Consider the following 26,289-nt stretch of genomic DNA (forward strand, 5'->3'; position numbering starts at 1 on the left):
TCAGGGCCTGGCCTGCGCCACGGGCCCTTCGGCTGGCACATCCGCCAGCGGCACATGGCCACCCAGCGCCTGCACCAGGCCCACATAGCTGCTGAGCTGGCTGTAGCGGGCGTCGGCCAAGGCCAGTTCGGCGGTGCGGCGGGCCTCCTGGGCATCCAGCCACGCCTTGAGCGGCTCAGCCCCGGCGCGGTAGCGCGCCTCGGTCAGGCGCTCGACCTTGAGGACCTGCTCCAGGCGGGTCTGCAAGGCCTGCGTTTGCCGTTCGGCCTGCACCTGGGCCGACAGCCCCTTGTCGACATCGGACAACGCCTGGTAGAGGGTCTGGCGGAAACCGAGCACCGTGGCATCGGCATCGGCCTGGGCGATGGCCGTGTTGCGCGCCATCTCGCGGAACTGCACAAAAGGCAACAGCAGCGAGCCAGCCAGGGTGCCCACCGGGTCACGCAACACGTCCTTCAGGTCCTGGCTGCTGCCACCCACGGCCCCCGTGAGCGTGAGCCTGGGGTAGTAGGCGGTGCGCGTGGCCGTGACACCGGCGTGGGCCTCCCGCATGCGGTACTCGGCCGCGCGCAAGTCGGGCCGGCGGGCCAGCACCTCGGCCGGCACGCCCGCACGCACCACAGGCCATGGCGTGGCTGGCCAGGTGTATTGCGCTGGCAAGCTGGCCGACTGCGTGGGGCCGTCGAGCAGCAGGGCCAGGGCCTGACGGGTTTCTTCGCGGGTCTGCACCAAGGCGGCCAGGACGGCCTCCTGGGCCGACACCGCCTGCTGGGCCTGGGCCTGCTCCAGCCCACCCACACTGCCTGCCTTGTACTGCGCTGCCACCAGGGTCTGGGTCTTGCGAGCGTAGTCCAGGCTTTGCTGGGCCGACTGTACGCGCTGGTCCAGATAGGCCATCTGCCAGTACAGGCGGGCCGTGGTGCCTACCAGGCTCAGGGCCAAGGCGCGGCGGTCGTCTTCGGTGGCCTTGGCCTCCCAGACCTGCACATCGCGCAAAGCCGACACACGCCCCCAGAAATCAAGCTCCCAGGTGGCGCTCAGGGTGGCACTGCTGCTGCGGGTGGTGCTGCCACCTTCCAACGGGCGAGCCCCCTGGGCGCTGAGGCTGGCGGCCACCGTGGGCCAGCGGTCGGCATCGGCCAGGTCGGCGCGCAAGCGGGCCTGGCGAACCTTGAGCGCTGCCGCTGACAGGCTCAGGTTCTCGGCCAGCACGCGCTGAACCAGGGCATCGAGTTGTGCGTCGTTGAAGGCGGTCCACCAGGCCTCGTCCAGGGCCAGGGTGCCAGCCAGGGCGGCGGTGCCTGCAGCCTGCTGCTGCCACTGCGCAGGCACGGTGGCCCCAGCCCGCTCGGGCAGCCCGGTGCCTGCCTGCTGAGTCGCACAACCGGCCAGGCTCGTGGCCACGGCGGCCAGCAGGGTCAGGGTGAAACGAACGGTGCGCATGTTCTCTCCGGTGTTCTTGTGCAAGGTCAAGGGCGAGCCAGGGCATCGACAGGATCCAGCCGCGCCGCATTGCGCGCTGGCAGGAACCCGAAGACCACCCCGATCAGGCTGGACACGCCAAAGGCGGTCACGATGGATTGTGTGCTGTAGATCAGCTGGAAGCTGCTGCCCATGGCGGCAAACACCTCCCCGATGGCCAGGGCCAGGGCAATGCCCAGCACCCCACCAATCAGGCAGACCAGCACCGCTTCGATCAGGAACTGCTGAAGGATGTCATTTTGCCGAGCGCCCACGGCCATGCGCACGCCGATCTCCTGGGTTCGCTCGGTGACCGACACCAGCATGATGTTCATCACCCCGATGCCACCCACGATCAGAGAGATCACGGCGATCGACGAGATCAGCAGCGTCATGGTCTGCGTGGTGCTTTCCATGGTCTGGCGGATGCTGTCGCTGTTGCGAGCGAAAAAGTCCTTGCTGCCATGGCGCTGGGTGAGCAAACGGGTGATGCCCTGTTCAGCCGCCACGGCCGAGACATCGTCCTTGATGCGCACGGTGATGCTGCGCAGCGAACTGGTGCCGATCAGCCGGCGCATGCCCGTGGTGTAAGGCACCCACACGTTCAGGTTGTCGCCGAAACTGAAGGCGTTGTTCTGCGGTTGGGTGACACCCACCACGCGCACCGGCAGGCGCCCCAGGAAGATGACCTGGCCCACCGGGTTCTCGCCCGGCTGGAACAGCGCATCGCGGGTGGCCGGGTCGATCACGGCGTCTTGCGCAGCCGTGCGCACGGCCTCTGCATCAAAGGCCATGCCCTTGTCCATGGCGTAGCCCTTGACCTGGAAAAACTGCTCACCCACCCCACTGACGTTGGCCGAGGCTTCCACGTTGCCACGCCGCAAGGTGACGCTGGTACTCACCCCCGGCGAGACGCTGTCCACGTAGGGCAACGCAGCCAGCACGCGGGCGTCGTCAGGCACCATCGTGCGGATCCGGCTGGCCATGCGGTCACCGAAGTTCTTGCCCGGGAAAAAATCGATGGTGTTGGTGCCCATCGCATTGATGTTGGCCAGCACCCGCTGCCGTGAACCCTCGCCCAGCGCCACCATCGACACCACCGACGCAATGCCAATGATGATGCCGAGCATGGTCAGCAAGGTGCGCAGGCGGTGGCCGGCCATGGCCCGCAATGCCATCGTGAAGGCTTCGGTCAGGCGCCCCCATTGCGACAGCCAGCGGTCCCACCAATGCCCAGGGCCTTGACCACCGGCCAGAGGGCGCTGAGCGGCCTGAGGCGCTGGCGGCAAAGGGTCGGCCGGGGTGTGCGCGCGGTCGTCCACCACACGGCCATCGCTGACCTCGATGATGCGCTGCGCATTGCGCGCCACCTGGGGGTCGTGGGTCACCAGGATGACGGTGTGCCCCTCGGCATGCAGCTCGCGCAGGATCTTCATGACCTCCTGCCCCGAGGCCGAATCGAGCGCCCCGGTGGGCTCGTCGGCCAGGATCACATCACCGCCATTGACCAGTGCGCGCGCGATGCTCACACGCTGCTGTTGCCCGCCCGACAACTGCCCTGGTCGGTTGTTGAGCCGCTCGCCCAGCCCCAGCCGCCTGAGCAGCGCCTCCGTGCGTTCACGACGCTCGGCCTTGCCTTTGCCCGCATAGATGGCCGGGATCTCGGCATTGCCCACGGCGCTGAGGTCACCCAGCAGGTGGTAGCGCTGAAAGATGAACCCGAAATGCTCTCGGCGCAGTCGCGCCAGTTCGTCGGGCATCAGCGTGGCTGTCGACTGACCGGCCACACGGTACTCGCCACGCGTGGGGCGATCGAGGCAACCCAGGATGTTCATCAGGGTCGACTTGCCAGAGCCCGAGGCGCCAATGATGGCCACCATCTCGCCCGCGTGGATGCTCAGGTTCACGCCCTTGAGCACGGCCACCACACCATCCCCCGACGGGTACTCCCGCCAGAGGTCCTGCACCTGCAGCAACGGCTGATTCATGTGTGCTCAGCCCGTTCAGAACATGCGCGGTGGGCCACCTGCACCGCCAGCCTTCTTGCCATCGCCTGCGGCCTCACCCACCACCACCAGCTCGCCTTCCTTCAGTCCGTCGAGCACCTGGGCCTGCACACGGTTGTTCAAGCCCACCTTCACCTGGCGGGTCTCGACCCGGGCCTTCTCGCCCTCACCCACCAGCACCTTGACCTCGTAGTGCCCGCCCTTGCCGCGCTTGCCCAGCGCAGAGGCTGGAATCAGCAGGGCGTTGTCGGCCTTGTCGAGCACGATGGACACCTGCGCCGTCATGGCCACCCGCAGGCGGCGATCGGGGTTGGGCACCTCGAACAGTCCGTTGTAGTACACCGCTGCCGTCGTGTTGGTGACGGGCGTGGTGGTCTCGGTCTGCTCCGACTCGGGTGTGGGCTCGATGGCGCGCAACCGGGCTTCGTACTTGCTGCGCGTGTCACCCAGGATGGTGAAGTACACCGGCAGGCCAGGCTTGACTCGTACCACGTCGGCTTCCGAAATCTGCGCCTTGATGGTCACGGTGCTGACGTCGGCCAGCTTGATCATGACCGGCGCGCTCTGCACGGCGTTCACGGTGCGGCCTTCTTCGGCCACCAGGGCCGAGACAACGCCGTCCATGGGCGCCACGATGCGGGCGTACCCCAGGTTCACCTTGGCCGTGTCGGCCGACACCGACTGCTGCTCGCTCTGCGCATCCAGGGCCTTCACCTCGGCGCGCAGCGTGGCCACAGCGGCCCGGGCTTCTTCAAGGCTCTGGCGCGAGGTGGCGTCCTGCTGGGCCAGGTCCTGCTGGCGCTTGAGGACCAGCTCTGCCTGCTCCAGCGAGGCGAGGCGGGCCAGACGCTGTGCCTGGATGTTGCGAATCGCCGCTTCGGCATTCTTCAGGGCATTTTGCTGGGTGACCGCATCGATCTCGGCCACCGGGTCACCCTTTTTGAGCTCGTCGCCCAGCTTGACATGCAGCTTGCGGATCTGCCCGGACACCTGGGCGCCCACCGACACCTGCTTGAGCGGACGGATGGTGCCCGTGGCCAGCACCGTGTCTTCGATGTCACCGCGCTCGACGGCGGCCGTGATCACTTCAGGCGGCTTGGCCTTGGGAAACCATTGGGTCTTGACGCCCCAACCGATGCCGGCCAACACCAGGGCGGCCACCAGGCCCTTCACGGAAAACACATGGCCCACCCAGGCAGTACGCTTTGTTGCAGTCATCCCGGAAGTGTGCCCCAAGGTGTTTCATCGCTTGTGAAGCATGGATATACGCTTTGTAAAGCTGAAACACCCTCGGCCCCCTGGGCCTCAGAAGGCGGCCTGACCGGACAGGTACAGGCCCTGCTGGTTCTTGAGCGTGGCGATGTTGCCCAGGTTCACCCAGGCCAGGGTCAGGCTGGCATGGCGCCAGGGAAACCAGGCCATGAACAGGTCCCAGGCATCCTCCTCCTCGAACCCGGGCACCTGGCGCAAAGCATCGGGCTTGGCGCGGTATTCGCCGCCCAGCACCAGGTCGTCGCGCAGCATCACCGCCAGCGACATCTCGGGGTGCCAGCGGCGCCCGCCGATGTCGGCCCCGCCGAAGCCCAGCAGGCCGAACTGGTTGGCGCGGGTGTTGCGCAAGGTGACATTGGCCAGCACGTTCTTGCCACCCAGGGCGCCCAGCCACACCTTGGTGGCCGTGAGGTACAGGTCGACATCGTCGGTGGCGCGAGCGCCCAGGGCGCGGGCCAGGGCCTTGTCATCGGTGCTCTTGTACTGAATGCCCACCGACACCTGGGGCCACCAGCGGTCCTGGTCATACACCGCGTCGCCGAGCACCTTGGCCTTGGCACCCACGGAGGTCATCTCGACCGATTTGCCCGGGGCCACCTGGTCACTCAAGGTGAAACTCCAGCGCGCCATGCTGATCTCCAGCCGGTCCCGGATGCCGATGGCCGCACCGGCCGCCTTCAACTCGTACCCATCCTGGGTGCGCAACCGGGTGGTGTAGGCCGAACCGCCCACCTGGTCGCTGCTGCCTGTGCCCGCGATCACGGCCCAAGGTGTGAGACCGCCACCGGCTGCGCCCTCGACCTGCGTCACGCCCCAGGTGGCCAACAGGCGGTCACCTGCACGTGCTGGCGGTGCCATCAGCAGCGCAGCACCGATCAAGAGGCTCGTAGCCCCAAGCATCCAGCCTGCGTGGGCCACCGGTGGATTCAACAAGGGCTTGGCGCGGGCGTGGCGGGAATGTGTCATGAACAGGTCCCTGAGGGTGACGAACGTTGCTGGCTTATCGGCAGCCACGGACGCAGCTTGAGCTCAACTTTTGCCGGCACCAGCCGACAACACCTCAGAACCCTCAAGGAGCTCTGCCATGCACCGCCTGATCCTGTCCCTGCTCATCGCCAGCCTTGCCGCCTGCAGCCACACCCCATCGGTGCCGCTGTACCGGCAACTGGGCGGGCCTGATGGCATCCAGGACATCGTCGGTCGCACCTTGACCCGCGTGGCGCAGCACCCCACAGCCGGGCGCACTTTCAAAGGCGTGAAAATGCCTTTCCTGGTCGACTCGGTCAGCAAGTACGTCTGCAAGGTGGCCGATGGCCCTTGCGTGTATGAGGGCGAAAACATGGTCCGTGCCCATGCCGACCTGGGGCTGCAAGGCTCGGAATTCGATGTGATGGTGAGCGTGCTGCGCGAGGAGCTCGACCGTGCAGGCGTGGGTGACGCCGCCAAGAACGAACTGTTGCGCCGGCTTGCGCCCAGCCGCCGCGACATGGTGCAACGATGAGACAGGGCGCCACCTTCCGGGAGCTTTCCATGTCGACACTGTCCTTGCGCACCGGGCTGGCAACCGCCCTCGTCGCCCTGCCCATGGCCTGCTGCTGGGCAGCACCACAGGCCTTCACCGTGCTCAATGAAGCCGGGCAACCGCTGCCCATGGCGGTGGTGTCCGTGATCACGGCCAAGGGCGACAAAGCCAACGCAGGCGGCACGGTGATCGAAATGGGGCAGCGCAACCGCCAGTTCACACCCACCGTGGTGGCCGTGCCCGTGGGGGGGGCCGTCAACTTCCCGAACTACGACACGGTGCGTCACCACGTGTATTCGTTTTCGCCCGTCAAGAAATTCGAGATCAAGCTGTACGCGGGCACACCGAATGCACCCATCGTGTTCGACAAACCCGGCACGGCCACCCTGGGCTGCAACATCCACGACGGCATGATCGGCTACATCCACGTGGTCGACACGCCGTTTTATGGTGTGACGGATGCGCAGGGCCGGCTGACGATCGACGTGCCCGGTGGCGAACACAAGGTGCGCATCTGGAGCCCCGCCATGGGTGAAAACGCCGCACCGGTCGAATTCAACCTCAAGACCGGGCCGGCTGCCACGTACCGTGTGAAGGGCTGACCTCGGCAAACCGTCGAGCGCACGGCCACACACACAGCCACGCGCACAGCGACATTGCGCGCACTCAATCCGGCATCAACAGATCGGCCAGACCCGGCTCGGCCAGCAAGCGCTGGCGCCAGCCCTCCAGCGCCTGAACATCGGGGCCTGACACCGCCAAGGCCACACTCAGCAGCAACCGCCCTTGTGCGGGCGTGAGCCACCCCACCGCAGGCATCGCCTCATGGCCTGGCGGCGCAATACCCCCCCGCGCCACGCGGGAAGCGCGCCACACAGGCTGAGGCTGCTGCTGCAACGCAGCCAGAAGATGGGCATGTGCTGTGCCGTGTCCGGTGCAGGCGAGCAACCACCCTTGAGGCGCTGGCACATGGGCCGCCAACGCCTGCACCAAGGTGGCCTGAGCATCGGCATGCGACACGATGCAAGGCACCCAGGGCAAGGTCTCGGCATGCAACAAGGGCTGCGCGCCTGCCTGCTCGAGGCGGCCCCAACTGGGCGGCCACAGAGCCAAGGCCGGGCTGGCGGGCGGCTCCGCAGGCAGGGGGCACACGCCGCCCCCGTCAAATGCATCGATGGCCCAGCTGTGGGCCTTGCGCACGGCAAGGGCAGGCCACAAGCGCCCCTGCACCGCCACGGCCACGCCGCGTGCCTGCCCAGCCCAGGCCTGCGCACACCGCACAGCCAAGGCCAGATTGGCCGGCCCGTCGGCCTCGGCCGAAGTGGCCGGGCGCATGGCGGCCGTCAACACCACGGGCTTGACCGGCGGCAGCAGCACCTGCAGCAGCAAGGCGGTTTCTTCCAGCGTGTCGGTGCCGTGCGTGACCACCACGCCCGCCACCACCGGGTCGTTCAGCGCCTCCAGGCACGCGGCCAGCAAGAGGCGCCACTGGGGCCACCCCATGTCCTTGCTGTCCACCTGACACACCTGGTGGCACTGCAGCGGCACGCCCGCCAGGGCCGGCACGGCCGCCACCAGCGCCTCGACACTCAGGCTGGCGGCCTGGTAATCACGGTCGCGGCCCGTGTGCGACACCCCGGCAATCGTGCCGCCCGTGCCCAGAACCCTCACCACACCGGCAGAACCTGCCGCGGCCTGCGCTGCGCTCATGCATCCCCCGCTGATGCCGGAAACCGACACCCACACAAAACACTGGACAAACAAACAGCCCTGTATAGAATCACAGAAACCAACCGGGCTTCGCCATGAACGATAAACCCAAACTCACACCGCGCCAGCAGGAAATCTTCGAGCTGATCCAGCGCACCATCGCTCGCACCGGCGCACCGCCCACCCGGGCCGAAATCGCCGCCGAGCTGGGCTTCCGTTCGGCCAATGCCGCCGAAGAACACCTGCAGGCCCTGGCCCGCAAAGGCGTCATCGAGCTGGTGGGCGGTACGTCCCGCGGCATCCGCCTGAAGGCAGCCACCCTGCGCACGGTGAACGAAAGCCGTCGCACGCCTGACAACGGTGGCCTGCTCGACACCCTCAGCATGACCCTGCCGGGCCTGGAGCAACTGTCGCTGCCGCTGGTCGGGCGCGTGGCCGCCGGTCACCCCATCCTGGCGCAAGAGTCGATCGAAGCCACCTACCACGTCGAGGCCGGCATGTTCGCCAAGCGCCCCGACTTCCTGCTGCGCGTCAAGGGCATGAGCATGAAGAACGTCGGCATCATGGACGGCGACCTGCTGGCCGTGGCCCGCGTGCGCGAAGCCCGCAACGGCCAGATCGTGGTGGCCCGCATCGGCGATGAAGTCACCGTCAAGCGTTTCAAGCGCATGCCCGACCACATCGAGCTGCTGCCCGAAAACGAAGATTTCGAACCCATCGTGGTCACCCCTGAGCAGGGTGATTTCGAGCTCGAGGGTCTGGCCGTGGGCCTGATCCGCAACCAGTTCCTGAACTGATCTCTTCCTCCGGTGCGGGTGGCGGGCATTGGCCCTGGTCACCAGGGCGATCCCGCGCCGGAAGGCCCATCCACGAATCCTGCCGAACTTCTTGCTTCATCGGAGTTCACCATGATTCACCACTTTGCACGCGCTCTGGCCATCCGCGAATCGGCTCGCCATGCCCCCCGCCCCACTGGACAGCCCGCCCCCATGGCCGTGGCCAACCAGCCTGCGCGCCCCAACCCCCTGCGCATCCGCCGCGACCCGCAAGACACCCGCCGCACCGTCATCACCGGCCGCTTTGCCGATGTGTGTGCCGCACTTGACCGCCTGGTCGAGCTCGAAGCGGCCTGAGGCCCCCTCCCGGCGCCATCCGGCATGAAAAAGCCCCGGCATGCCGGGGCTTGGTGCGCGGGCTGATGCCGCTTGCACGGACACTGCCTACCCACCGGGCAGGCAGCGCAAACAGGCGTCAACCCATGTGCAGGCCGCCGTTCACCGAGAAGTCGGCGCCGGTGGCAAAACCTGCCTCGTCGCTGGCCACCCAGGACACCATCGAGGCGATTTCCTCGGGCATGCCCAGGCGCTTGACCGGGATGGTGGCCACGATCTTGTCCAGCACGTCCTGACGGATCGCGCGCACCATTTCAGTGCCAATGTAGCCGGGCGACACGGTGTTCACGGTCACGCCCTTGTTGGCCACTTCCTGGGCCAGGGCCATCGAGAAGCCATGCATGCCAGCCTTGGCGGCCGAGTAGTTGGTCTGACCGAACTGGCCCTTTTCGCCGTTCACCGAGCTGATGTTCACGATCCGGCCCCAGCCACGGTCCACCATGTCGTCAATGACCTGCTTGGTCACGTTGAACATGCTGTTGAGGTTGGTGTCGATCACGGCATCCCAGTCGGCCTTGCTCATCTTGCGGAACATGCCGTCGCGGGTGATGCCGGCGTTGTTCACCAGCACATCGACCGGGCCGAATTCGGCCTTCACGCGCTGGAAGGCTTCCACGGTCGAGTCCCAGTCGGACACGTTGCCCACCGAGGCATAGAAGGTGTAGCCCAGCGCCTTTTGCTCATCGAGCCACTTGTTGTAGTCGCGGTTGGGGCCGCAACCAGCGATCACCAGCATGCCGTCCTTGTGCAGGCGCTGGCAGATGGCGGTACCGATGCCACCCATGCCACCGGTGACGTATGCAACTTTCTTGGCCATGTCTTGCTCCTCGTTCAGGAATTGGAGAGTGAAGTGAGGCCCCCGAGCGCGGCGCGCTGCATGCGGGGCCTGTCAGTGAACCGGTGCCGAAACTCAGCGCTCGACCGTGAGCGCCACGCCCATGCCACCGCCGATGCACAGCGAGGCAATGCCCTTCTTGGCGTCACGGCGCTGCATTTCATGCAGCAGCGACACCAGAACGCGGCAACCGGAGGCGCCAATGGGATGGCCAATGGCAATCGCGCCCCCATTGACGTTGACCTTGCTGGTGTCCCAGCCCATTTCCTTGTGCACGGCGCAGGCCTGTGCCGCAAAGGCTTCATTGATTTCCAGCAGGTCGAGCTCAGACGCCTTCCAGCCGGCGCGCTCCAGCGCACGGCGCGAAGCGGGCACGGGGCCCATGCCCATCAGTGCGGGGTCCAGGCCAGCACTGGCGTACGACGCGATGCGTGCCAGCGGGGTCAGGCCCAGTTCCTTGGCCTTGGCCGCGGTCATCACCATCACGGCGGCCGCGCCGTCGTTCAGACCCGACGCATTACCGGCCGTCACCGAGCCGTTCTTGTCGAACGCGGGGCGCAGGCCGGCCAGGGCTTCGGCGCTGGTCTTCTTGTTGATGAACTCGTCGTCGGCGAAGACGATGGGATCGCCCTTCTTCTGCGGGATCACCACGGGCGCGATCTCGGCCTTGAACTTGCCGGAGGCCTGCGCTTCAGCCGCCTTCTGCTGCGAAGCCAGCGCCAGGGCATCCTGTTCTTCACGGGTGATGCCGTACTGCTTGGCCACGTTCTCGGCGGTGATGCCCATGTGGTACTGGTTGTAAACGTCCCACAGGCCGTCGTTGACCATGGTGTCGACCATGCTCCAGTTGCCCATGCGCTGGCCATCGCGGGAATTCGGCACCACGTGCGGCGACAGGCTCATGTTTTCCTGGCCGCCGGCGATCACAATCTCGGCATCGCCGTCACGGATGGCCTGCACAGCCAGCATCACGGCTTTCAGGCCCGAACCGCACACCTTGTTGATGGTGTAGGCGGGCACGCCCTGGGGCAGTCCGGCCTTGATCACGGCCTGGCGTGCGGGGTTCTGTCCGCAGCCGGCCTGCAGCACCTGGCCCATGATCACTTCACTGATCTGCTCGCCCTTCACGCCTGTGCGGGCCAGCAGTTCCTTGATGACCACGGCGCCGAGTTCTGCCGCTGGGGTCTTGGCGAGGGTACCGCCAAACTTGCCCACAGCCGTCCGCACGGCCGCCACAATCACGATGTCAGTCATTCAGCATCTCCTTTGTTGGGTGTGCCTGCGAGCTCGTGACCCGCAAGCACGGGGGGATCAGTGCAAGATTCAGGCCCGGCGCTTGACAAAGCGGCCAGGTGCCGGCTCGATGGCCGGATAGGCCTTGCTGCCGGGCTGCGCGGGAGCCTTCACCCAGGCGCCGCCGTGCTGGTCCAGCCAGGCCGCCCAGGTGGGCCACCAGCTGCCGGGCTGCTCGTCGGCCGCGGCCAGCCAGGCCTTGTGGTCGGTGGGCAGCTTGCTGCCGCTCTTGAGCGACCAGAACGAACGCTTCTTTTTCTCGGGCGGGTTGATCACACCGGCAATGTGGCCCGAAGCGCCCAGCACGAAGGTTTTTTCGCCCGTGAGCAAGCGGGTCGAGGCGTAGGCGCCGTCCCAGGGCACGATGTGGTCCTCGCGCGAGCCGTAGATGAAGGCCGGCATGTCCAGGGTGCGCAGGTCGAGCTTCTCGCCGCACACCGTGAGCTTGCCGGGCTGCTTGAGCTTGTTCTCGAGGTAGGTGTTGCGCAGGTACCAGCAGTACATGGGGCCCGGCAGGTTGGTGCTGTCGCTGTTCCAGTACAGCAGGTCGAAGGCCGGGGGCATTTCACCTTTGAGGTAGTTGCCCACCACATAGTTCCACACCAGGTCGTTGGCACGCAGGAAGCTGAAAGTGGTGGCCAGGTCGGCCCCCTTCATCAGACCGCCACCGGCCGGGCTGTTGGGACCCATGCTCATTTCGCGCATCTGCACCATGGCCTCATCGACGAACACGTCCATGGTGCCGGTGTTGGCGAAATCGAGGAAGGCCGTCAGCAGCGTCAGGCTCTTGACCGGCTTTTCACCGCGGGCAGCCAGCACGGCCAGGGCCGTGGCGATCAGGGTGCCGCCGATGCAAAAGCCCAGGGCGTTGATCTGCTCGGTACCCACGATGTCCTTGACCGCCTGGATGGCGCGGATCACGCCGTGCTCGATGTAGTCATCCCAGGTGGCCTTGGACAGTGATTCGTCGGCATTGACCCAGCTGACCACGAACACACGCTGGCCTTGCGACACGGCGTAACGCACCAGCGAGTTCTCGGGCTGCAGGTCCAGGATGTAGAACTTGTTGATGCAAGGCGGCACCAGCAGGAAGGGCGTGGCACGCACCTTCTCGGTCAGGGGCTTGTACTCGATCAGCTGGAAGAAGGCGTTTTCGAAGACCACAGTGCCTTCGGTGGTGGCCACATTGCGGCCCACCTCGAACACCGACTCATCGGTCTGCGACATGTGGCCCTGGCGGATGTCGTGCAGCAGGTGCTGAATGCCCTTGGTGATGCTTTCACCCTTGGTGTCCAGCGCCTTCTTCTGCGCTTCGGGGTTCAGGGCCAGGTAGTTCGAGGGCGAGGCCGCGTCGATCCATTGCTGCACGGCAAAGCGCACGCGCTCGCGGGCCTTGTCGTCGCCCTGCAGCTGGTCGGCCAGGGTGCGCAATGTGCGGGCATTGAGCAGGTACATCGCGGCCAGGTAGGCGCTGCCCGGGTTGCTCTTCCATTCCGGCGAGGCAAAGCGGCGGTCGTCGAGCGACAGTTCGGTGGGCTTTTCCAGCGCGGTGTTCCACAGGCTGGCAGCCTGCTGCATGTAGTCGTGCTGGATCTTGCTCAGCGCATCAGACGGCACGCTCAGGCCAGCCAGAGACTGCAGCGAGCTGAACATGCCCTGGCCCAAGGCAGCGCCCGCCTGGGGATCGAATGAGGGCGTGGGCATGGCCTGCTTGAGGGCGTCCAGGCCGGGCATGGCGGCAGCCCCCTGGCCTTGCCACAGGCGCGACCAGGCATCGGGCTTGAGCCATTCACCCATGGCACCCAAAGCCGAGGCGTCAAAGCCGGGCATGTTCAAGCCAGGCATGGCGCCCAGGCCTGGAAACCCTTGCGGTGGCGCTTGACGGGCGTCCTGGGCACTGGCACTGCCTGCACGCTCGGCGCGAGAGGCGGTGGACCGGGGGGATTCCGCTGCGCGCGCCGAGGCGCTCGAACGGGGCTTCGTGGTCGCGGTACTGCGGCGTCCAGTGCTTGCTGCCATGGTTCTCCTCTTGAACGGATCAGCGTCAGGTTTCAACGCGTTGCGAAACCATTGTTGCCCTATTCTGTCGAAGAAATTTTGACGAAAGGCCCGTGGCGGGAACTTTTCAGATCATTTCCCGAGCGGGCGTCAACCACCCGATCTGTGGGGAGCATTCCCCCGACCCGCAGACCGGGGGGTGTCCGGTGTTCCAAGTCCTTGTTTTTGTTATGTGGATCGTTGCAATCGCCTGGATGTTCGTGGCCGTTCTGATGGCCATCGCTGAAGCCACCTCACCGATTGGCACGGTGCTGGGCGCCTTCTTCACTTTGTTGCTTTATGGCATCTTCCCGGTGTCCATCGTCATGTACATCCTTTTGACACCCCAGCGACGGCGGGCACGGCTGGCGGCGGTCCAGCGAGAGGCGGAACAGGCTGCCCGCAGCGCCCAACCTGCCCAGGCGGTGACGCCCGCCGTGGCAGAGCCCCCCTCAGCGGGGCCGCAACCAGATGCAGGCGGCCTGCCGACCGGTGACCCCATCACGCCGGAACGAAAAGAACCTTGAGGGCTGGCTGACGGTGCACCAGCGCCCCCCATCCACCTGCTGCACGCCCAGACCGTTCAGGCGCTCGCGCCCCAAGGCGGGCAGATCGGCCAGCCAGCGCAACGCGCCGTCCCGCAGGCCCTGGGGCCGGAAAGCTGGGTGATGCTGCCCTGGCGCCAGGCCAAAGCCTTCCAGCACGGCGGCGCTCACTTCGAAAGCCTCCGGGCCAATGCAGGGGCCCAGCCAGGCCCGCAACTCGGCGGGCTCGCAACCCGTGGCCTCGCACAAGGCACTCACACCCGCATCGATGACACCACCGGGTGTGGGCGAACCCGCCCCGCACAGACCACGCCAGCCCGCATGCAGGGCGGCCACACCCCGCCCATCGGGCGCCGCCAGCAGCACCGGCAGGCAATCGGCCACCATCACCGTGCACACCAGGCCGGGCTCGGTGGTGAACGCCCCGTCGGCCACCGGAATGGCCGTGGGTTGCCCATCGGCACACGCACGGCCCATGGCGTCCCGGCTCAGGCGCACCACCCGCACCCCATGCACCTGGTTCAGCCAGACCGGCTCGGCACCGCAGCACTGCGCCAGCAAGGCCCGGTTGGTGGCCACGGCAGCAGGCGAATCGCCCACGTGGTCGCCGAGATTGAAGGCGTCGTAGGGCGCTGCCGACCCCTGCCCCAAGACAGGCAAGGCCCGGGTGCTCATCCACATGCCCACCTGGGGCCCGAACGCTGTCGGCCCAGGGCCGGCAGATGCATGCAACTCTGGCCACCAGGGGGCAGCCAGCTCGGTCATGGGGGGCATGAACTGGGCAGAAATCGGGTCCATGGACAGGCAAGGTGAGGGGCTATCATCGCCACCCGATGCTAACCCCGACCGCCTGACGCCGTCTGCCAGGGCTGCATGCCCCGGCCACGCCCCGCTCTCCGACATGCCCCTTGCTTTGCCCATGGGCCCACGTGCTGCCTTGCGCCTGGCCCGATCCCGGCCGCCCCGGCCGCACTGGCCCGTCACCCCGGTGGACCCGGCCCTCATGGCCTGGCTGGCCGCACCCGGCTCGCTCACGGCGCGCCTGATGGCACACGGCCCTGTGACGGTGAAGCGTTGTCGGCAAGGCACCGCCCGCCTCACAGCCCCGGAGCGCAAGGCCCTGCGGGCCACTGCAGGCCATGTGCGTGAGGTGGTGCTGAGCGTGGCGGGCCAGCCCACCGTGTGGGCGCGCAGTGCCACGCGGGCCCGCGGGCTCAAAGGCCCGTGGAAAGCCGTGCGGGGCCTTGGCACCCGGCCGCTGGCCGAATTGCTGTTCAGCCACGCCCGCGTGCTGCGTGGCCCCCTGGCGCAGCACACCTGGCGCCGCGGCAGCCCGGAGCAGCGTCGAGCCAGCAAAGACCTGGCAGCCCAGGGCGCCAGCCAGCCCCCCCGATGGGCGCGCGCCTCGGTGTTTGCCCATCAAGGCCAGCCCCTGCGCGTGATGGAGGCCTTCTTGCCCCATGTGGCAGTGTGGCGCCCCTGAGCGTGCAGCCTGACCAGACTTTGCCCTTGGCGTTGCCAGTTCGGGCAGGGCATGTCGTCATGTGAATGCCCTACACTGCCACGCATGCATTTCTCCAGGCGCATCGAACACTGCCCCATGTGTGGCACCCGGGTCGACCACCGCATTCCCGACGACGACAACCGGGAACGCGCCGTGTGCCCCGCCTGCCACCACATCCAGTACGTGAACCCTTTGAACGTGGTGGGCACCCTGCCCGTGTGGGGTGAGCAGGTGCTGCTGTGCCGCCGCAACATCGAGCCCCGCAAAGGCTTCTGGACGCTGCCGGCCGGGTTCATGGAACTGGGCGAAACCACCGAAGAGGGCGCCGCCCGCGAAACCGACGAAGAAGCGGGCGCCCAGATCGAAATGCAAGGGCTGTATGCCGTGCTGAATGTGGTGCACGCCGGACAGGTGCACCTGTTCTACCGCGCCCGGCTGCTGAGCACCGAATTCAACCCTGGCCCCGAGACCATGGAAGCGCGCCTGTTCCACCAGAGCGAGATCCCCTGGGGCGACCTGGCCTTTCGCACGGTCAAGCTGACCCTGGAGCGCTACTTCGCCGAACGCGACAGCGGTCAATTTGACGTGCATTGTGTCGATATCACCTGACAACGTGACTTGGGCTTGCTGGGCGAGCCCCGACGCCCCATGAGCGACCCAACCCAGAACCCCGGGAGCGCTGCCCCCGCCGTGCCTCAGGCCCCGGCCTCAACGCCAGCCCCCGAGGCCGTGGGCCCCCATGCGACCTCCGAGGCCACCGAGGCCGCTGCCGCTCCGCCGGTCATCCCGCCGCAGCACCGCTTGCGCGAAGACCTGATCACGCCCGACCCTCTGCTCGACTGTCTGGTCGAGGTGTGCCGCCTGCACGGCATGGGCGCATCGCGCGCTTCGCTCACGGCGGGGCTGCCGGCCACCGAGGGCGGCCTGACCGTGCCCCTGGCCGAACGCGCTGCAGCACGCGCAGGCCTGGCCACCCGCCTGCAACGCGTGGCACTGGACAAGGTGGACGCCCTGACGCTGCCCGCCATCGCGCTGCTGCACAACCAGCAGGCTTGCGTGCTGCTGGGCATCGATGGCAAGCAGGCCCGAGTGCTGCTGCCCGACACTGGCCAAGGCAGCGTGACCCTGCCCCTGGACGAACTGCAGGCCCGCTACAGCGGCGTGCTGATGTTCGCCCGCCCGCACTTCCGCTTCGACGAACGCACCCCCAACCTGCGGCCCACCCGCAGCGGCCACTGGTTCTGGAGTTCGGTGCTGGCCCAGCGCTTCGTGTACCGCGACGTGCTGTGGGCGGCCCTGCTGATCAACCTGTTCGCTCTGGCCTTCCCGCTGTTCTCCATGAACGTGTACGACCGGGTCGTGCCCAACCACGCCACCGAGACCCTGTGGGCGCTGGCGGTGGGCGTGCTGCTGATCCTGGGTGGTGACCTGTTCATGCGCCTGCTGCGCAGCCATTTCGTCGACGAGGCCAGCGCCCGCATCGACGTGCAGATTTCGGCCCGGCTGATGGAGGCCGTGCTGGGCATGCGGCTGGAGAACCGTCCGCAGTCGGTGGGCTCGTTCGCCGCCAACCTGAGAGGTTTCGAGCAGGTGCGTGACTTCATTGCGTCGAGCACCGTCACGGCCCTGATCGACCTGCCCTTCGGCCTGCTGTTCCTGATGGTCATCGCGTGGATCTCGCCCTGGCTGGTGCTGCCCGTGGTGGTGGTGTTCCTGATCGTGCTGATCAGCGGCTACACCTTGCAGCACCGCCTGCACGAACTGTCGCAAAGCACCAACCAGGCCGCGGCGCAACGCAATGCCACCCTGATCGAAAGCCTCACCGGCATCGAGACCATCAAGGCCCAGGGGGCCGAAGGCCTGATCCAGGCCCGCTGGGAGCGCGCCAATCAGTTCCTGGCCGCCACCAATGTGCAGATGCGGGCCCTGTCGTCGACCGCGATGTACAGCACAGCCACACTGACGCAAGTGGTGTCGGTGGTCACGGTCATCATCGGGGTGTACCTGATCTCCGAGCGCATGCTGACCATGGGCGGCCTCATCGCCGTGAACATGCTGGCCAGCCGCGCACTGGCCCCAGCCAGCCAGATCGTGGGCCTGTTGATGCAGTATCAAGGGGCTCGCACGGCCATGGAATCGCTTGAGCAGATCATGGCGCGCCCGCTGGAGCGCCCTGCCGACCAGACCTACGTGCAGCGCCCGCAACTGCGCGGCGAGATCGAGTTCCGGCATGTGTCGTTCAACTACCCGAACCGCAAGGATTCGGCCCTGGACGACCTGTCGTTCAAGATCCAGCCCGGCGAGAAGGTGGCCCTGATCGGCAAGGTGGGTTCGGGCAAGAGCACCATGCTCAAGCTGATCCAGGGCCTCTACCAGCCCTCGGAAGGCGCCGTGCTGCTCGATGGCATCGACATGCGCCAGCTTGATCCAGCCGACGTGCGCCGCAACCAGGGCCACGTGTCGCAAGACGTGACCCTGTTCTACGGCACGCTGCGCGAGAACATCACCTTCGGCATGCCGCACGCGACCGACGACGCCATCGTGCAAGCCGCCGAAACCGCTGGCATGGCCGATTTCGTGGCCCGCCACCCGCAAGGCTTCGACATGCAGGTGGGCGAGCGCGGCGAGCTGCTGTCGGGCGGCCAGCGCCAGAGCGTGGGCATTGCCCGCGCCGTGCTGCACAACGCCCCGCTGCTGCTGCTCGACGAGCCCACCAGTGCGATGGATTTCTCCACCGAAGCCTTCGTCACCCAGCGCATCGGGCAGTTCGCACAGGGCAAGACGGTGGTCCTGGTCACGCACCGCACCTCCATGCTGTCTTTCGTCGATCGCATCATCGTGATCGACCAGGGCAAGATCGTGGCCGACGGCCCCCGCGAGCGGATCATGCAGGCCCTGCAGGCCGGCCGCATCGCCCGCGCATCGTGAAGGAGCCCCGCATGAAACGACTTGCCAATGCAGGCCTGGCCCTGGTGGGTGCGCTGGAACGCATCCGCCTGCTGATCTCGCCGGTGGCCAACCGTGCCATCGATGGCCTCACGGGGCCACGCATTTCCGAGGCCCAGGCCCGCGACGCTGGCATGGCCCCCTTCGAGGCTCAGGCTGAAGCCGCGATGAGCCAGGCCGCCACCTACCGTGCCCAGTCGCTGGTGCGCTGGGCCCTGGTGCTGACCGCCGCCTTGATCGTGTGGGCCGCCCTGGCCGAAGTCGACGAGGTCACCAAGGGTGACGCCAAGGTCGTGCCCTCGCGCCAATTGCAGGTGATCCAGGCACTCGACGGTGGCGTGGTGACCGACATCCGCGTGAAAGAGGGCGATGTGGTCGAGGCGGGGCAGTTGCTGCTCAAGATCGACGAAACCCGTGCCACCTCGGGCGTGATGGAAAGCGCGGCGCAGACCTTCTCGCTGCAGGCCAAGCTGGCCCGCCTCAAAGCGCTCGCCGAAGGCACCACCTTCACGCCACCGACGCCGGAAACCGACGAAGAGCGCAACGTGGTCGACGAAGAGCGCAACCTGTACGAAAACCGGCGCTTCGAATTGAGCAACCAGGTGGGCATCAGCCAGCAGCAGCTGGCGCAACGCCAGCAGGAGCTCAGCGAAGTGCGGGCCCGGCGCGAATCGGCCAGCCGCTCGCTGGAGCTGTCCCAACAAGAGCTGAGCAAGACCCGCCCGCTGCTGCAGACCGGCGCCGTGTCGGAAGTGGAAGTGCTGCGCCTGGAGCGCGAGGTGACCCGTGCGCGTGGCGAGGTCGAGCAATCGGGCGCGCAAATCGCCCGCGTGCAGGCCGCCATCTCGGAGGCCAGCCGCAAGATCCAGGAGACCGAACTCTCGTTCCGCAACGAGGCACGCAAGGAACTGTCGGAAACGCTGGGGCGCCTGAATTCGCTGAATCAAGGCGCCGTGGCCCTGGCCGACAAGGTGGACAAGGCCTCGGTGAAGTCACCTGTGCGCGGTCGCGTTCAGCGCCTGCTGGCCAACACCGTGGGTGGCGTGGTGCAACCAGGTCGTGACATTGTCGAGATCGTGCCGCTGGACGACGCCCTGGTGCTGGAGGCCAAGGTGGCCCCCAAGGACATCGCCTTCATCCACCCTGGGCAGGCCGCCACCGTGAAATTCACGGCCTACGATTTCTCGGTGTACGGTGGGCTGGAAGCTGTGGTCGACAACATCAGCCCGGACACCGAAACCGACGAACGCGGCCAGCAGACCTTCTATGTGGTGCGCGTGAAGACCAAAGCCACCAACTTCAGCGCCAAGATGCCCATCATCCCCGGCATGACCGCCGAAGTGGACATCCTGACCGGCAAGAAGACGGTGCTGTCCTACCTGCTCAAGCCCGTGCTCAAGGCCAAGGCCTACGCCCTGCGCGAGCGCTGAGACAGCCCACCAAAGCCCCTCTCAACAAGCCCCCGCAAAGACAAGGCGCCCAGACAAGGTCTCGGGCGCCTTTTTGATGACCGGAGGTGCAATGCTCAGGGCGCCTTGACCGCCGGGCCGGTGGCGCCGTCGATGCCACAGGCCCAGAGGTGGGACAGGTCGTCGACATCGTTCACGCCTTCGCCGTACACCTGCAGGCCCAGGCTGTGCAGCATGGTCACGATGCCCGACACAAAGGCACGGCGTGCGCCATCAGAGGCCACGCCCTGCACCACCGAGCCATCGAGCTTGACGTAATCCAGGCCGGCCTCGAACAGGAACTCCACGCGGGTAAGGCGATCACCCGCATGCTCCAGGCCCACGCGCACGCCCAGCGCCTTGAGCTGCTTGCACAACTCACGCACCATCGCAAAGTTGTCCACTGCCGCCGATTCAGCCACTTCCAGCCACAGCGACCGGGCGGCATCGCCCGACTCCATCAGGCGGGTGCGCAGCAGCGGCAGGAACTGGCTGTCGAGCAGCGATGCCGGAGACAGGTTCACGCCACGCTGGATGCCGTCGTCCCGAATGGCCGAGATGGCCAGGTCGACCGCCAGCAAATCCAGGCGGGCCACCAGACCGCAGCGCAAGGCCATGGGCAACCACTGCGCCGCTGTTTCATAGGGCCCCTGTGGGTCGAGCTGCAGACGCATCGGGCATTCGTGGTGGATCAGGCGCCCCTCGCGGTCGATCACCGGGAAGCGCACCAGCTGCCCACGACGCTGCGCAATGGTGTCCCCCAGACGGCGACGCCACTGGTCTTCACCCAGCATGGCGGCCTGACCGGCCTGCTGATGGGCCGACTCGACCGCGAACTCTGAACGGCTTTCGGCACGGGCCAGGGCCGAGTCGGCCAAGGCCAGCAAAGCACCCATGGCTTCACCGCGGTGCCAGCTGGCAGCGCCCACCACAGCTCGCCCGTGCACCCCTTCTTCAGCAAACAGGCGCCGCAAGGCGTCGGCCATGTGCTCGGGCTGGGGCAGCGGCACGCCACTGTCGCCCATGGCGATGGCGAAATCCGGGCCGTTGAGGCGCCCGATCAAGGTGCCCGGCACGCCCTGGGTCACCTCCTGCATCGCCGCCGACAGCCGGCGAAGGAGCTGGTCGGTCTGCTTGTGGCCCACCGACCGGTTGATGCTGGCCAGGTCCACCACGCGCACCAGCCAGATCGAACCGCCGGAGGGGCCGTCATCGCTGTTGAGCATGTTCTGCAGCTGCGCCACGAAATGGCTGCGCAGCGACACCCCTGTCAAACCATCACAGCAGGCCTGCTGACGCAGCTGCTCCACCTGCGAGGCTTGCTCGTCGAACAGGCTTTTCAGGCGTCCGACCACGGTGTTCATGGCCTGCGACAGGCGGGCCAGCTCAGGCACTCGGGGCTCTTCCACCGTGATGAAACGGCGCTCCATCAGGGCCTCGGCCTGGCTCACGGTGGCATCCAGCGGACGGCGAATGCCACGCACGCCAATCGACGCCACCACCCCGGCCACACCGCCCAACAATGCCAGCAGGAAGCCGGTCTTGAGCGCGCTTTCCCACAGCTGGTCGTAGGCGAACCCGGAATGGCTGACCACCTCGACCGAGCCCAGCGCCCGCCAGCCATCGGTGACCTGGGCCACGCCCGCTGGCGATTCGATGTTGACCAGACTCACGAACCAGTTGGGCGCACTCTGATTGGCGTGCCGCGTGGCGGCTTCGTGGTTGGACACGACTTTGCCGGCCGCATCGAGCAGCCGGATCGACCGGTAAAAGCCCGTGTCGAACTGCGCCGACACGGCCAGGTCCATCAGGGACAGGTCCCCGCGCTGCTGCGACAGGCTCAGGGCCAGAGATTGCGCGTTGTCGGCATTCTTCAGGCGCAACTGGGTTTCCAGATAGTCTCGCGAAGAGGCCATCCAGACCGCAAAACTGCCGATGAACGCCACCATCAAGGTGGCGGACAGCAACAACCAGATCTGGCGAATCAGCGACATACCGGCTCCCGGGTGAAAGTTGTCATCTCACCACCACCCTTCAGACTTGGCTTTGCTCAATACCTCTCTCCAGCGCGACAGCCGCGCCACAGGGTCGCCCGCGGTGGTCGCGCCGACGCCCTGCCACAGACCCTCGGCATTGAAGCTGAACACCGGCGCCAAGTCTGGCCGGCGGGAGGCGGGTCTGATGTCCGTGATCAGATTATCGAGAATCAGAGGCTCTGCATTGGGTTCGGCGTAATAAGCCAACACCATGTGCGCCTGGATTGTTCCGGCGTTTTGCGCGCGCACGTACACCATCCGCATTTTCGCGGGGGTTACCCCCAGGTGGATGAGGCTGAAGAATTTGGCAATCGCGTAGTCTTCGCAATCGCCCTGCCCTTTGGCCAGAAACTCCATCGGACTGGCCCAGTAATCGACCATGCCCCAGGCGTCCTTGTCTTCCCGATACTGAACCTGGCGGTTGTAGAAGGTGTTGACGGCACGCAGCTTGTCGACTTCGTCCACATTTTCAACAGCCGTCATTTCCTGCACCAGGGCCTGGGTGCGCGACGCAGCGCCGGGCCCGGCTTTCTGAGCACTCTGCAACAGGCGGGGGCCATCGATGGCGTTGCCAACCAGCAACAAGGTCTGCAGCAACGCGACCAGCCCGCATTGCCCAAAGGCACGAGAGCCCAGGCGAAGGGCCATCGCGGCCCTCGCCCACCCTCTGCCTTGCGCAAAGACCGCTTCAGTACGCCACATGTGCCTCATTCCGCCGGATCGTTGAACAGTATCGACAGCTGGCCCACCGAACTTGAGCGTGCATTTTTCACCCCATGAGGGCCCCCACTCAGGGGCTGCAACAAAAGGTGTCAACGCGCCATTGACACTAAACTACAGCTCGCAGGTTTTCGGCCGATAAAAAAGCCGTATTCCAAGGCCTGCAGACCCCTTTTGACATCCTGTTTGCAGCGCTGCAACCGGAGGCTTACCAGTGACGATCACTTCTTTCCGCCTTGCCCTGACCACCACCGCGCTGGCCGCCCTGTCCTGCGTGGCACAGGCTCAGCAAGCCGGCCTGCCGGCGGCCGCCCAGAAGGCCATCTCGACCAACCCGGAAGTCACGGCGCGCTACAACGCCCTTCGCGCAGCTGCCAACGAACAGGACGTGGCACGTGGTGGCCTGCGCCCGCAGGTGAACCTCGACGCCGAAGTCGGCCGCAACCGCGACAAGATCGACGGTCGTGCCCCCGAGTCGCAGTCGGGCTCTCGCACCGGCCTGTCGCTGAGCGTGAACCAGATGCTGTGGGACGGCCAGGCCACCCGCAAGGAAGTCGAGCGTCTGGGCCATGCGCGCCTGACCCGCTATTTCGAATTTGTCAGCGCCACCGAAGATTCGGCACTGGAAGCCTCGCGTGCCTACGTCGACGTGGCGCGCTTCCGCCGCCTGGTCGAACTGGCCGAAGACAACTACGTGCAGCACAAGTACGTGTTCGACCAGCTGCAAAGCAAGGTCAAGGCCGGCGTGGGCCGCGGTGTCGATTCCGAACAGGCCAATGCCCGCCTGTCGCTGGCCGAATCGAACCTGACCACCGAGATCGCCAACCTGCACGACGTGTCGGCCCGCTACCTGCGCGTCGTGGGTGAGCCGCCCGAAGCCAAGATGGGCTCACCGCGCGAGGTCCTGGCCCGCAACGCCTTCAAGAGCAATGCCGACGCCACCGTGCAGGCCATGGCCCGCAACTCGGCCGTGACCGCCGCCATCGAGAACGTGCGCGCCGCCGAAGCCCAGGCCGAGTCGCGTGACGGCGCGTTCCAGCCCAGGGTGGAAGCCCGCCTGCGCACTGGGGCCGGCCGCAACTACGACGGCCAGACCGGTCAGCGCAACGACACGCTGGGTCAGATCGTGCTGAACTGGAACCTCTACAACGGCGGCTCCGACCAGGCCCGCGTGCGCCAGTTCGCCGACCTGCTGAACCAGGCGCAAGATCTGCGCGACAAGGCCTGCCGCGATGTGCGCCAGACCGCCGCCATCGCCCAGAACGACATCGGCAAGCTGAAGGACCAGCTCACGGCCCTCGACCGCAACGTGCTGGCAATCGAAAAGGCCCGTGACGCCTACCGCCAGCAGTTCGACATCGGCCAGCGCAGCCTGCTGGACCTGCTGAACGCCGAGAACGAGCTGTACACCGCCAAGCGCGCCTACGCCAACGCCGAACACGATCTGATGCTGGCCCAGGCCCGCACCCTGGCCGTGACCAACACCCTGGTGTCCTCCCTGGGCCTGAGCCGCACCGACGATGGCAGCGCCGACCTGGCCGCCAACTGGCAAGCCGCCGAAGACGCGGCCCAGCGCTGCCCGAACGTGGTGATCGACCCCAAGGCCACCGCCCGCGAAGAGCTCGATGCCCGCGCCAAGCGCATGGCGGGCCCTGCCGTGGCCACACCGGTGGCCGCGCCCGCTCCCGCGGTCGAACCCATGGCCACCGAGGCGAACGTCAAGACGGTGGAAGACCGCCTGCGCGACTGGGTGGCCACCTGGATGGCCAAGGACATCAACAAGTACTTCACCTTCTACGCCAAGGAATTCGCCCCGGCCCGCTACACCTCGGCCAAGTGGATCGCCGAGCGCCGTCGCCTGGTCACCAAACCGGGGGAAATCGACATCAAGGTGTCGGACGTGAAGGCGTCGGCACAGGGCCCTTACGTGGTCACCTCCTTCAAGCAGGTCTACAACTCGAAGGACTTCAAGGACGTGAGCCAGAAGACCCTGACCTGGCGCTATGTCGACAACGACTGGATCATCTTCAAGGAAAGCAACCGCTGATCGGCGAAGGCTCCTCGAAAAGCGCCCTGCGGGGCGCTTTTTTCATGGCCTGATCACGAGGCCGCACGGGTTGCCCCTTGCGCACGCTGGCCCGGAACTCGCTACAGTGGGTTTATGCGCACGTTCCGAGATGCCGTCCAAGGCGTGTGGTGCATCAGCTGGCACCCCGAGAGCGACGACCTGCGCTTCGAAAGTCTGGCCAGCGTGCTGGCCAACAACCGCGTGGCCTTCCCGGGGCAGCACAAAGGCGTGCTGTGGGTGTTCGGCCATGACCTGGCCGACATGATGGCCCTGGGTGACGACGGTGGCGCCGAGCACCATGGCATGCGGGTACAGCAGGCCTGCACCATTTACCGCACCTTCAGGGCCCAGGGCCTGACGCCGCAGTGGTTCCCCATGGCCGTGGAAAGCGACGAACGCTGGCGCTGGCTGGTCGAGGGCTGAAGGCTCAGGCCAGGCTGGACAGGTCCCAGCGGGGCTTGACCTCGAAGGTGGCAGCGCGCTGAGGCTCGGCCAGCCCCGCCTGCAGGCGCATGGCCGCCGCCAGCGCGATCATGGCGCCGTTGTCGGTGCACAGGTGCAGTTCGGGGTAGTGCACACGCACCCCGCGCCGCTGGCAGGCCTGATTCAGCTGCTCACGCAGCAGCCGGTTGGCCCCCACGCCGCCAGCCACCACGATGCGCTTAAGGCCCGTCTGCTTGAGAGCCGCCAACGATTTCTTCACCAGCACCTCAACAATCGCGGCCTGAGCCGATGCCGCCAGGTCCACCAGGGTGGCACGGTGCTCGGGCGCGGCCAGCGCTTCAGGCTGGTCCAGCCAGCCCAGACGCACCAGATGGGTGCGCACAGCGGTTTTCAGGCCTGCAAACGAGAAGTCCAGGTTGCCGCTGTGCAGCATGGGGCGCGGCAGCTCGAACGCATCGGTGCGCCCGCCTTCCGCCAGGCGCGACAGGTGGGGGCCTCCCGGGTAGGGCAAGCCCATCAGTTTGGCCGATTTGTCGAAGGCCTCCCCTGCGGCGTCGTCCACGGTTTCGCCCAGCAGGGCGTAGCGGCCCACGCCGTCCACGCGCATCAGTTGCGTGTGCCCACCCGACACCAGCAAGGCCACGAACGGGAACTCCGGCGGGTCGGCCGACAGGAACGGCGACAGCAGGTGCCCCTCCAGGTGGTGCACGCCCAGCAGCGGGCGCTCCAGGGCCACGCCCAGGGCACAGGCCACGCCCGCGCCCACCAGCAAGGCACCAGCCAGGCCAGGCCCCTGGGTGTAAGCGATCAGATCGACCTCGGGCAGGGCCACCTGGGCCTCGGCCAGCACCTGGCGCGCCAGGGGCACCACACGGCGGATGTGGTCTCGCGAGGCCAGCTCGGGCACCACACCACCATAGGCCTGGTGCATGTCGATCTGGCTGTGCAGCGCGTGCGCAAGCAGACGCGGCGCGCCACCTGGCTCGGTGCGCACCAGGGCCACCCCGGTTTCGTCGCAGGAAGACTCGATGCCCAGCACAAGGCGGGCGGCAGTGGCATCACGCAGATCAGACATGCCCGCCAGTGTAGTTCCCCCTCCTGCCCCCGGTACGCACCAGCATCGGGCACCCCACGCCCGAAAGGGCTGGCACAGGGTTTGCAGTACATGCAGTGAGCAAGGTCAAGGGCGACCTTGCGTGACTTGGGTGCCAACGTTGGAGCCCGAGCCTTCCGGACAAAGGCGTCCCGTTGAACCCGACCGCGGCCACTG

The 26,289-nt window shown here is 66.7% G+C and carries 23 protein-coding genes; 11 read left to right on the forward strand and 12 right to left on the reverse strand.

Features of this window, described 5'->3' with window-relative positions; translation table 11 throughout:
* The 4 genes from EYS42_RS05550 to EYS42_RS05565 all read right to left on the reverse strand — a co-directional run bounded on the left by EYS42_RS05550 (position 1) and on the right by EYS42_RS05565 (position 5,705).
* On the reverse strand, positions 1 to 1,443 hold the full coding sequence (locus EYS42_RS05550; RefSeq protein WP_245503518.1) for an efflux transporter outer membrane subunit: 1,443 nt from the start codon (positions 1,441 to 1,443) through the stop codon (positions 1 to 3).
* 26 nt (positions 1,444 to 1,469) lie between these two features.
* A complete protein-coding gene (locus EYS42_RS05555; protein WP_130966859.1) occupies positions 1,470 to 3,449 on the reverse strand; it encodes a MacB family efflux pump subunit in 1,980 nt (659 codons plus the stop codon).
* A 15-nt stretch (positions 3,450 to 3,464) separates the two neighbouring features.
* Entirely contained in the window at positions 3,465 to 4,685 is a 1,221-nt protein-coding gene (locus EYS42_RS05560) for an efflux RND transporter periplasmic adaptor subunit (RefSeq protein WP_130966860.1), read from the reverse strand.
* Positions 4,686 to 4,772: 87 nt separating this feature from the next.
* Positions 4,773 to 5,705: a DUF3034 family protein gene (locus EYS42_RS05565; protein ID WP_207301111.1), complete on the reverse strand. Its 933-nt coding sequence runs from the start codon at positions 5,703 to 5,705 to the stop codon at positions 4,773 to 4,775.
* A 118-nt stretch (positions 5,706 to 5,823) separates the two neighbouring features.
* Here EYS42_RS05565 and EYS42_RS05570 point away from each other — a divergent pair, with 118 nt between their 5' ends.
* Positions 5,824 to 6,240, forward strand: coding sequence for a group I truncated hemoglobin (locus tag EYS42_RS05570; RefSeq protein ID WP_130966861.1), 417 nt, complete (start codon positions 5,824 to 5,826; stop codon positions 6,238 to 6,240).
* Between the two features lie 29 nt (positions 6,241 to 6,269).
* A complete protein-coding gene (locus EYS42_RS05575; RefSeq protein ID WP_130966862.1) occupies positions 6,270 to 6,863 on the forward strand; it encodes a methylamine utilization protein in 594 nt (197 codons plus the stop codon).
* 64 nt (positions 6,864 to 6,927) lie between these two features.
* On the opposite strand, the gene EYS42_RS05580 is transcribed toward EYS42_RS05575, so the two are convergent.
* Positions 6,928 to 7,971, reverse strand: a complete 1,044-nt coding sequence (locus EYS42_RS05580) for an asparaginase (protein WP_130966863.1) — start codon at positions 7,969 to 7,971, stop codon at positions 6,928 to 6,930.
* Between the two features lie 95 nt (positions 7,972 to 8,066).
* Here EYS42_RS05580 and lexA point away from each other — a divergent pair, with 95 nt between their 5' ends.
* The gene (gene lexA, locus EYS42_RS05585; RefSeq protein WP_130966864.1) at positions 8,067 to 8,768 is read left to right on the forward strand and encodes a transcriptional repressor LexA; all 702 of its coding nucleotides are present in this window, start codon (positions 8,067 to 8,069) and stop codon (positions 8,766 to 8,768) included.
* Positions 8,769 to 8,879: 111 nt separating this feature from the next.
* Positions 8,880 to 9,104, forward strand: a complete 225-nt coding sequence (locus EYS42_RS05590; protein ID WP_130966865.1) for a hypothetical protein — start codon at positions 8,880 to 8,882, stop codon at positions 9,102 to 9,104.
* Positions 9,105 to 9,222: 118 nt separating this feature from the next.
* Here EYS42_RS05590 and phbB read toward each other — a convergent pair whose 3' ends face one another.
* The 3 genes from phbB to phaC all read right to left on the reverse strand — a co-directional run bounded on the left by phbB (position 9,223) and on the right by phaC (position 13,005).
* Positions 9,223 to 9,960: an acetoacetyl-CoA reductase gene (gene phbB / locus EYS42_RS05595; RefSeq protein WP_130966866.1), complete on the reverse strand. Its 738-nt coding sequence runs from the start codon at positions 9,958 to 9,960 to the stop codon at positions 9,223 to 9,225.
* Between the two features lie 93 nt (positions 9,961 to 10,053).
* On the reverse strand, positions 10,054 to 11,232 hold the full coding sequence (locus tag EYS42_RS05600) for an acetyl-CoA C-acetyltransferase (RefSeq protein ID WP_130966867.1): 1,179 nt from the start codon (positions 11,230 to 11,232) through the stop codon (positions 10,054 to 10,056).
* Positions 11,233 to 11,301: 69 nt separating this feature from the next.
* A complete protein-coding gene (gene phaC, locus EYS42_RS05605; RefSeq protein ID WP_425358876.1) occupies positions 11,302 to 13,005 on the reverse strand; it encodes a class I poly(R)-hydroxyalkanoic acid synthase in 1,704 nt (567 codons plus the stop codon).
* A gap of 470 nt (positions 13,006 to 13,475) precedes the next feature.
* On the opposite strand from phaC, the gene EYS42_RS05610 reads away from it, so the two are divergent.
* The gene (locus tag EYS42_RS05610) at positions 13,476 to 13,835 is read left to right on the forward strand and encodes a hypothetical protein (RefSeq protein WP_342635514.1); all 360 of its coding nucleotides are present in this window, start codon (positions 13,476 to 13,478) and stop codon (positions 13,833 to 13,835) included.
* On the opposite strand, the gene pgeF is transcribed toward EYS42_RS05610, so the two are convergent.
* Positions 13,761 to 14,651 carry a peptidoglycan editing factor PgeF gene (pgeF, locus tag EYS42_RS05615; protein WP_245503519.1) on the reverse strand — a complete coding sequence of 297 codons (891 nt, stop codon included), beginning with the start codon at positions 14,649 to 14,651 and terminating at the stop codon, positions 13,761 to 13,763. The two genes, EYS42_RS05610 and pgeF, sit on opposite strands and share 75 nt — an antisense overlap.
* A 103-nt stretch (positions 14,652 to 14,754) precedes the next feature.
* On the opposite strand from pgeF, the gene EYS42_RS05620 reads away from it, so the two are divergent.
* The 4 genes from EYS42_RS05620 to EYS42_RS05635 all read left to right on the forward strand — a co-directional run bounded on the left by EYS42_RS05620 (position 14,755) and on the right by EYS42_RS05635 (position 19,733).
* Entirely contained in the window at positions 14,755 to 15,336 is a 582-nt protein-coding gene (locus EYS42_RS05620; RefSeq protein ID WP_165456638.1) for a chorismate--pyruvate lyase family protein, read from the forward strand.
* An 84-nt stretch (positions 15,337 to 15,420) separates the two neighbouring features.
* Entirely contained in the window at positions 15,421 to 15,966 is a 546-nt protein-coding gene (locus EYS42_RS05625) for an NUDIX hydrolase (RefSeq protein WP_130966869.1), read from the forward strand.
* Positions 15,967 to 16,005: 39 nt separating this feature from the next.
* Positions 16,006 to 18,285 carry a type I secretion system permease/ATPase gene (locus EYS42_RS05630; RefSeq protein WP_207301112.1) on the forward strand — a complete coding sequence of 760 codons (2,280 nt, stop codon included), beginning with the start codon at positions 16,006 to 16,008 and terminating at the stop codon, positions 18,283 to 18,285.
* Between the two features lie 11 nt (positions 18,286 to 18,296).
* The gene (locus EYS42_RS05635) at positions 18,297 to 19,733 is read left to right on the forward strand and encodes an HlyD family type I secretion periplasmic adaptor subunit (RefSeq protein WP_130966870.1); all 1,437 of its coding nucleotides are present in this window, start codon (positions 18,297 to 18,299) and stop codon (positions 19,731 to 19,733) included.
* A 95-nt stretch (positions 19,734 to 19,828) separates the two neighbouring features.
* Here the strand turns inward: EYS42_RS05635 and EYS42_RS05640 are convergent, their stop codons facing one another.
* A complete protein-coding gene (locus EYS42_RS05640) occupies positions 19,829 to 21,745 on the reverse strand; it encodes a bifunctional diguanylate cyclase/phosphodiesterase (RefSeq protein WP_130966871.1) in 1,917 nt (638 codons plus the stop codon).
* Between the two features lie 27 nt (positions 21,746 to 21,772).
* On the reverse strand, positions 21,773 to 22,489 hold the full coding sequence (locus EYS42_RS05645; RefSeq protein WP_245503520.1) for a transglutaminase-like cysteine peptidase: 717 nt from the start codon (positions 22,487 to 22,489) through the stop codon (positions 21,773 to 21,775).
* Positions 22,490 to 22,721: 232 nt separating this feature from the next.
* Between EYS42_RS05645 and EYS42_RS05650 the strand changes: the two genes are divergently transcribed.
* Both EYS42_RS05650 and EYS42_RS05655 read left to right on the forward strand, forming a co-directional pair.
* On the forward strand, positions 22,722 to 24,554 hold the full coding sequence (locus EYS42_RS05650; protein WP_245503521.1) for a TolC family outer membrane protein: 1,833 nt from the start codon (positions 22,722 to 22,724) through the stop codon (positions 24,552 to 24,554).
* A gap of 114 nt (positions 24,555 to 24,668) precedes the next feature.
* Entirely contained in the window at positions 24,669 to 24,998 is a 330-nt protein-coding gene (locus tag EYS42_RS05655; protein WP_130966872.1) for a hypothetical protein, read from the forward strand.
* 4 nt (positions 24,999 to 25,002) lie between these two features.
* Here EYS42_RS05655 and tsaD read toward each other — a convergent pair whose 3' ends face one another.
* Positions 25,003 to 26,094 carry a tRNA (adenosine(37)-N6)-threonylcarbamoyltransferase complex transferase subunit TsaD gene (gene tsaD / locus EYS42_RS05660; RefSeq protein ID WP_130966873.1) on the reverse strand — a complete coding sequence of 364 codons (1,092 nt, stop codon included), beginning with the start codon at positions 26,092 to 26,094 and terminating at the stop codon, positions 25,003 to 25,005.
* Between the last annotated feature and the right edge of the window lie 195 nt (positions 26,095 to 26,289).

It is taken from the genome of Aquabacterium lacunae (assembly GCF_004310865.1).
Classification (GTDB): Bacteria; Pseudomonadota; Gammaproteobacteria; order Burkholderiales; family Burkholderiaceae_C; genus Aquabacterium; species Aquabacterium lacunae.

Excerpts from the sequence above, each read along its gene's own strand:
- EYS42_RS05625 (WP_130966869.1), top strand. The coding sequence starts at position 15,421 with ATGCATTTCTCCAGGCGCATCGAACACTGCCCCATGTGTGGCACCCGG.
- EYS42_RS05640 (WP_130966871.1), bottom strand. The coding sequence starts at position 21,745 with ATGTCGCTGATTCGCCAGATCTGGTTGTTGCTGTCCGCCACCTTGATG.
- phbB (WP_130966866.1), bottom strand. The coding sequence starts at position 9,960 with ATGGCCAAGAAAGTTGCATACGTCACCGGTGGCATGGGTGGCATCGGT.
- pgeF (WP_245503519.1), bottom strand. The coding sequence starts at position 14,651 with ATGGACCCGATTTCTGCCCAGTTCATGCCCCCCATGACCGAGCTGGCT.
- EYS42_RS05655 (WP_130966872.1), top strand. The coding sequence starts at position 24,669 with ATGCGCACGTTCCGAGATGCCGTCCAAGGCGTGTGGTGCATCAGCTGG.
- EYS42_RS05630 (WP_207301112.1), top strand. The coding sequence starts at position 16,006 with ATGAGCGACCCAACCCAGAACCCCGGGAGCGCTGCCCCCGCCGTGCCT.
- EYS42_RS05550 (WP_245503518.1), bottom strand. The coding sequence starts at position 1,443 with ATGCGCACCGTTCGTTTCACCCTGACCCTGCTGGCCGCCGTGGCCACG.
- lexA (WP_130966864.1), top strand. The coding sequence starts at position 8,067 with ATGAACGATAAACCCAAACTCACACCGCGCCAGCAGGAAATCTTCGAG.
- EYS42_RS05590 (WP_130966865.1), top strand. The coding sequence starts at position 8,880 with ATGATTCACCACTTTGCACGCGCTCTGGCCATCCGCGAATCGGCTCGC.
- EYS42_RS05560 (WP_130966860.1), bottom strand. The coding sequence starts at position 4,685 with ATGACTGCAACAAAGCGTACTGCCTGGGTGGGCCATGTGTTTTCCGTG.
- EYS42_RS05555 (WP_130966859.1), bottom strand. The coding sequence starts at position 3,449 with ATGAATCAGCCGTTGCTGCAGGTGCAGGACCTCTGGCGGGAGTACCCG.
- EYS42_RS05645 (WP_245503520.1), bottom strand. The coding sequence starts at position 22,489 with ATGTGGCGTACTGAAGCGGTCTTTGCGCAAGGCAGAGGGTGGGCGAGG.
- EYS42_RS05580 (WP_130966863.1), bottom strand. The coding sequence starts at position 7,971 with ATGAGCGCAGCGCAGGCCGCGGCAGGTTCTGCCGGTGTGGTGAGGGTT.
- EYS42_RS05600 (WP_130966867.1), bottom strand. The coding sequence starts at position 11,232 with ATGACTGACATCGTGATTGTGGCGGCCGTGCGGACGGCTGTGGGCAAG.
- EYS42_RS05565 (WP_207301111.1), bottom strand. The coding sequence starts at position 5,705 with ATGACACATTCCCGCCACGCCCGCGCCAAGCCCTTGTTGAATCCACCG.
- EYS42_RS05620 (WP_165456638.1), top strand. The coding sequence starts at position 14,755 with ATGCCCCTTGCTTTGCCCATGGGCCCACGTGCTGCCTTGCGCCTGGCC.
- EYS42_RS05635 (WP_130966870.1), top strand. The coding sequence starts at position 18,297 with ATGAAACGACTTGCCAATGCAGGCCTGGCCCTGGTGGGTGCGCTGGAA.
- EYS42_RS05575 (WP_130966862.1), top strand. The coding sequence starts at position 6,270 with ATGTCGACACTGTCCTTGCGCACCGGGCTGGCAACCGCCCTCGTCGCC.
- tsaD (WP_130966873.1), bottom strand. The coding sequence starts at position 26,094 with ATGTCTGATCTGCGTGATGCCACTGCCGCCCGCCTTGTGCTGGGCATC.
- EYS42_RS05570 (WP_130966861.1), top strand. The coding sequence starts at position 5,824 with ATGCACCGCCTGATCCTGTCCCTGCTCATCGCCAGCCTTGCCGCCTGC.
- phaC (WP_425358876.1), bottom strand. The coding sequence starts at position 13,005 with ATGCCCGGCCTGGACGCCCTCAAGCAGGCCATGCCCACGCCCTCATTC.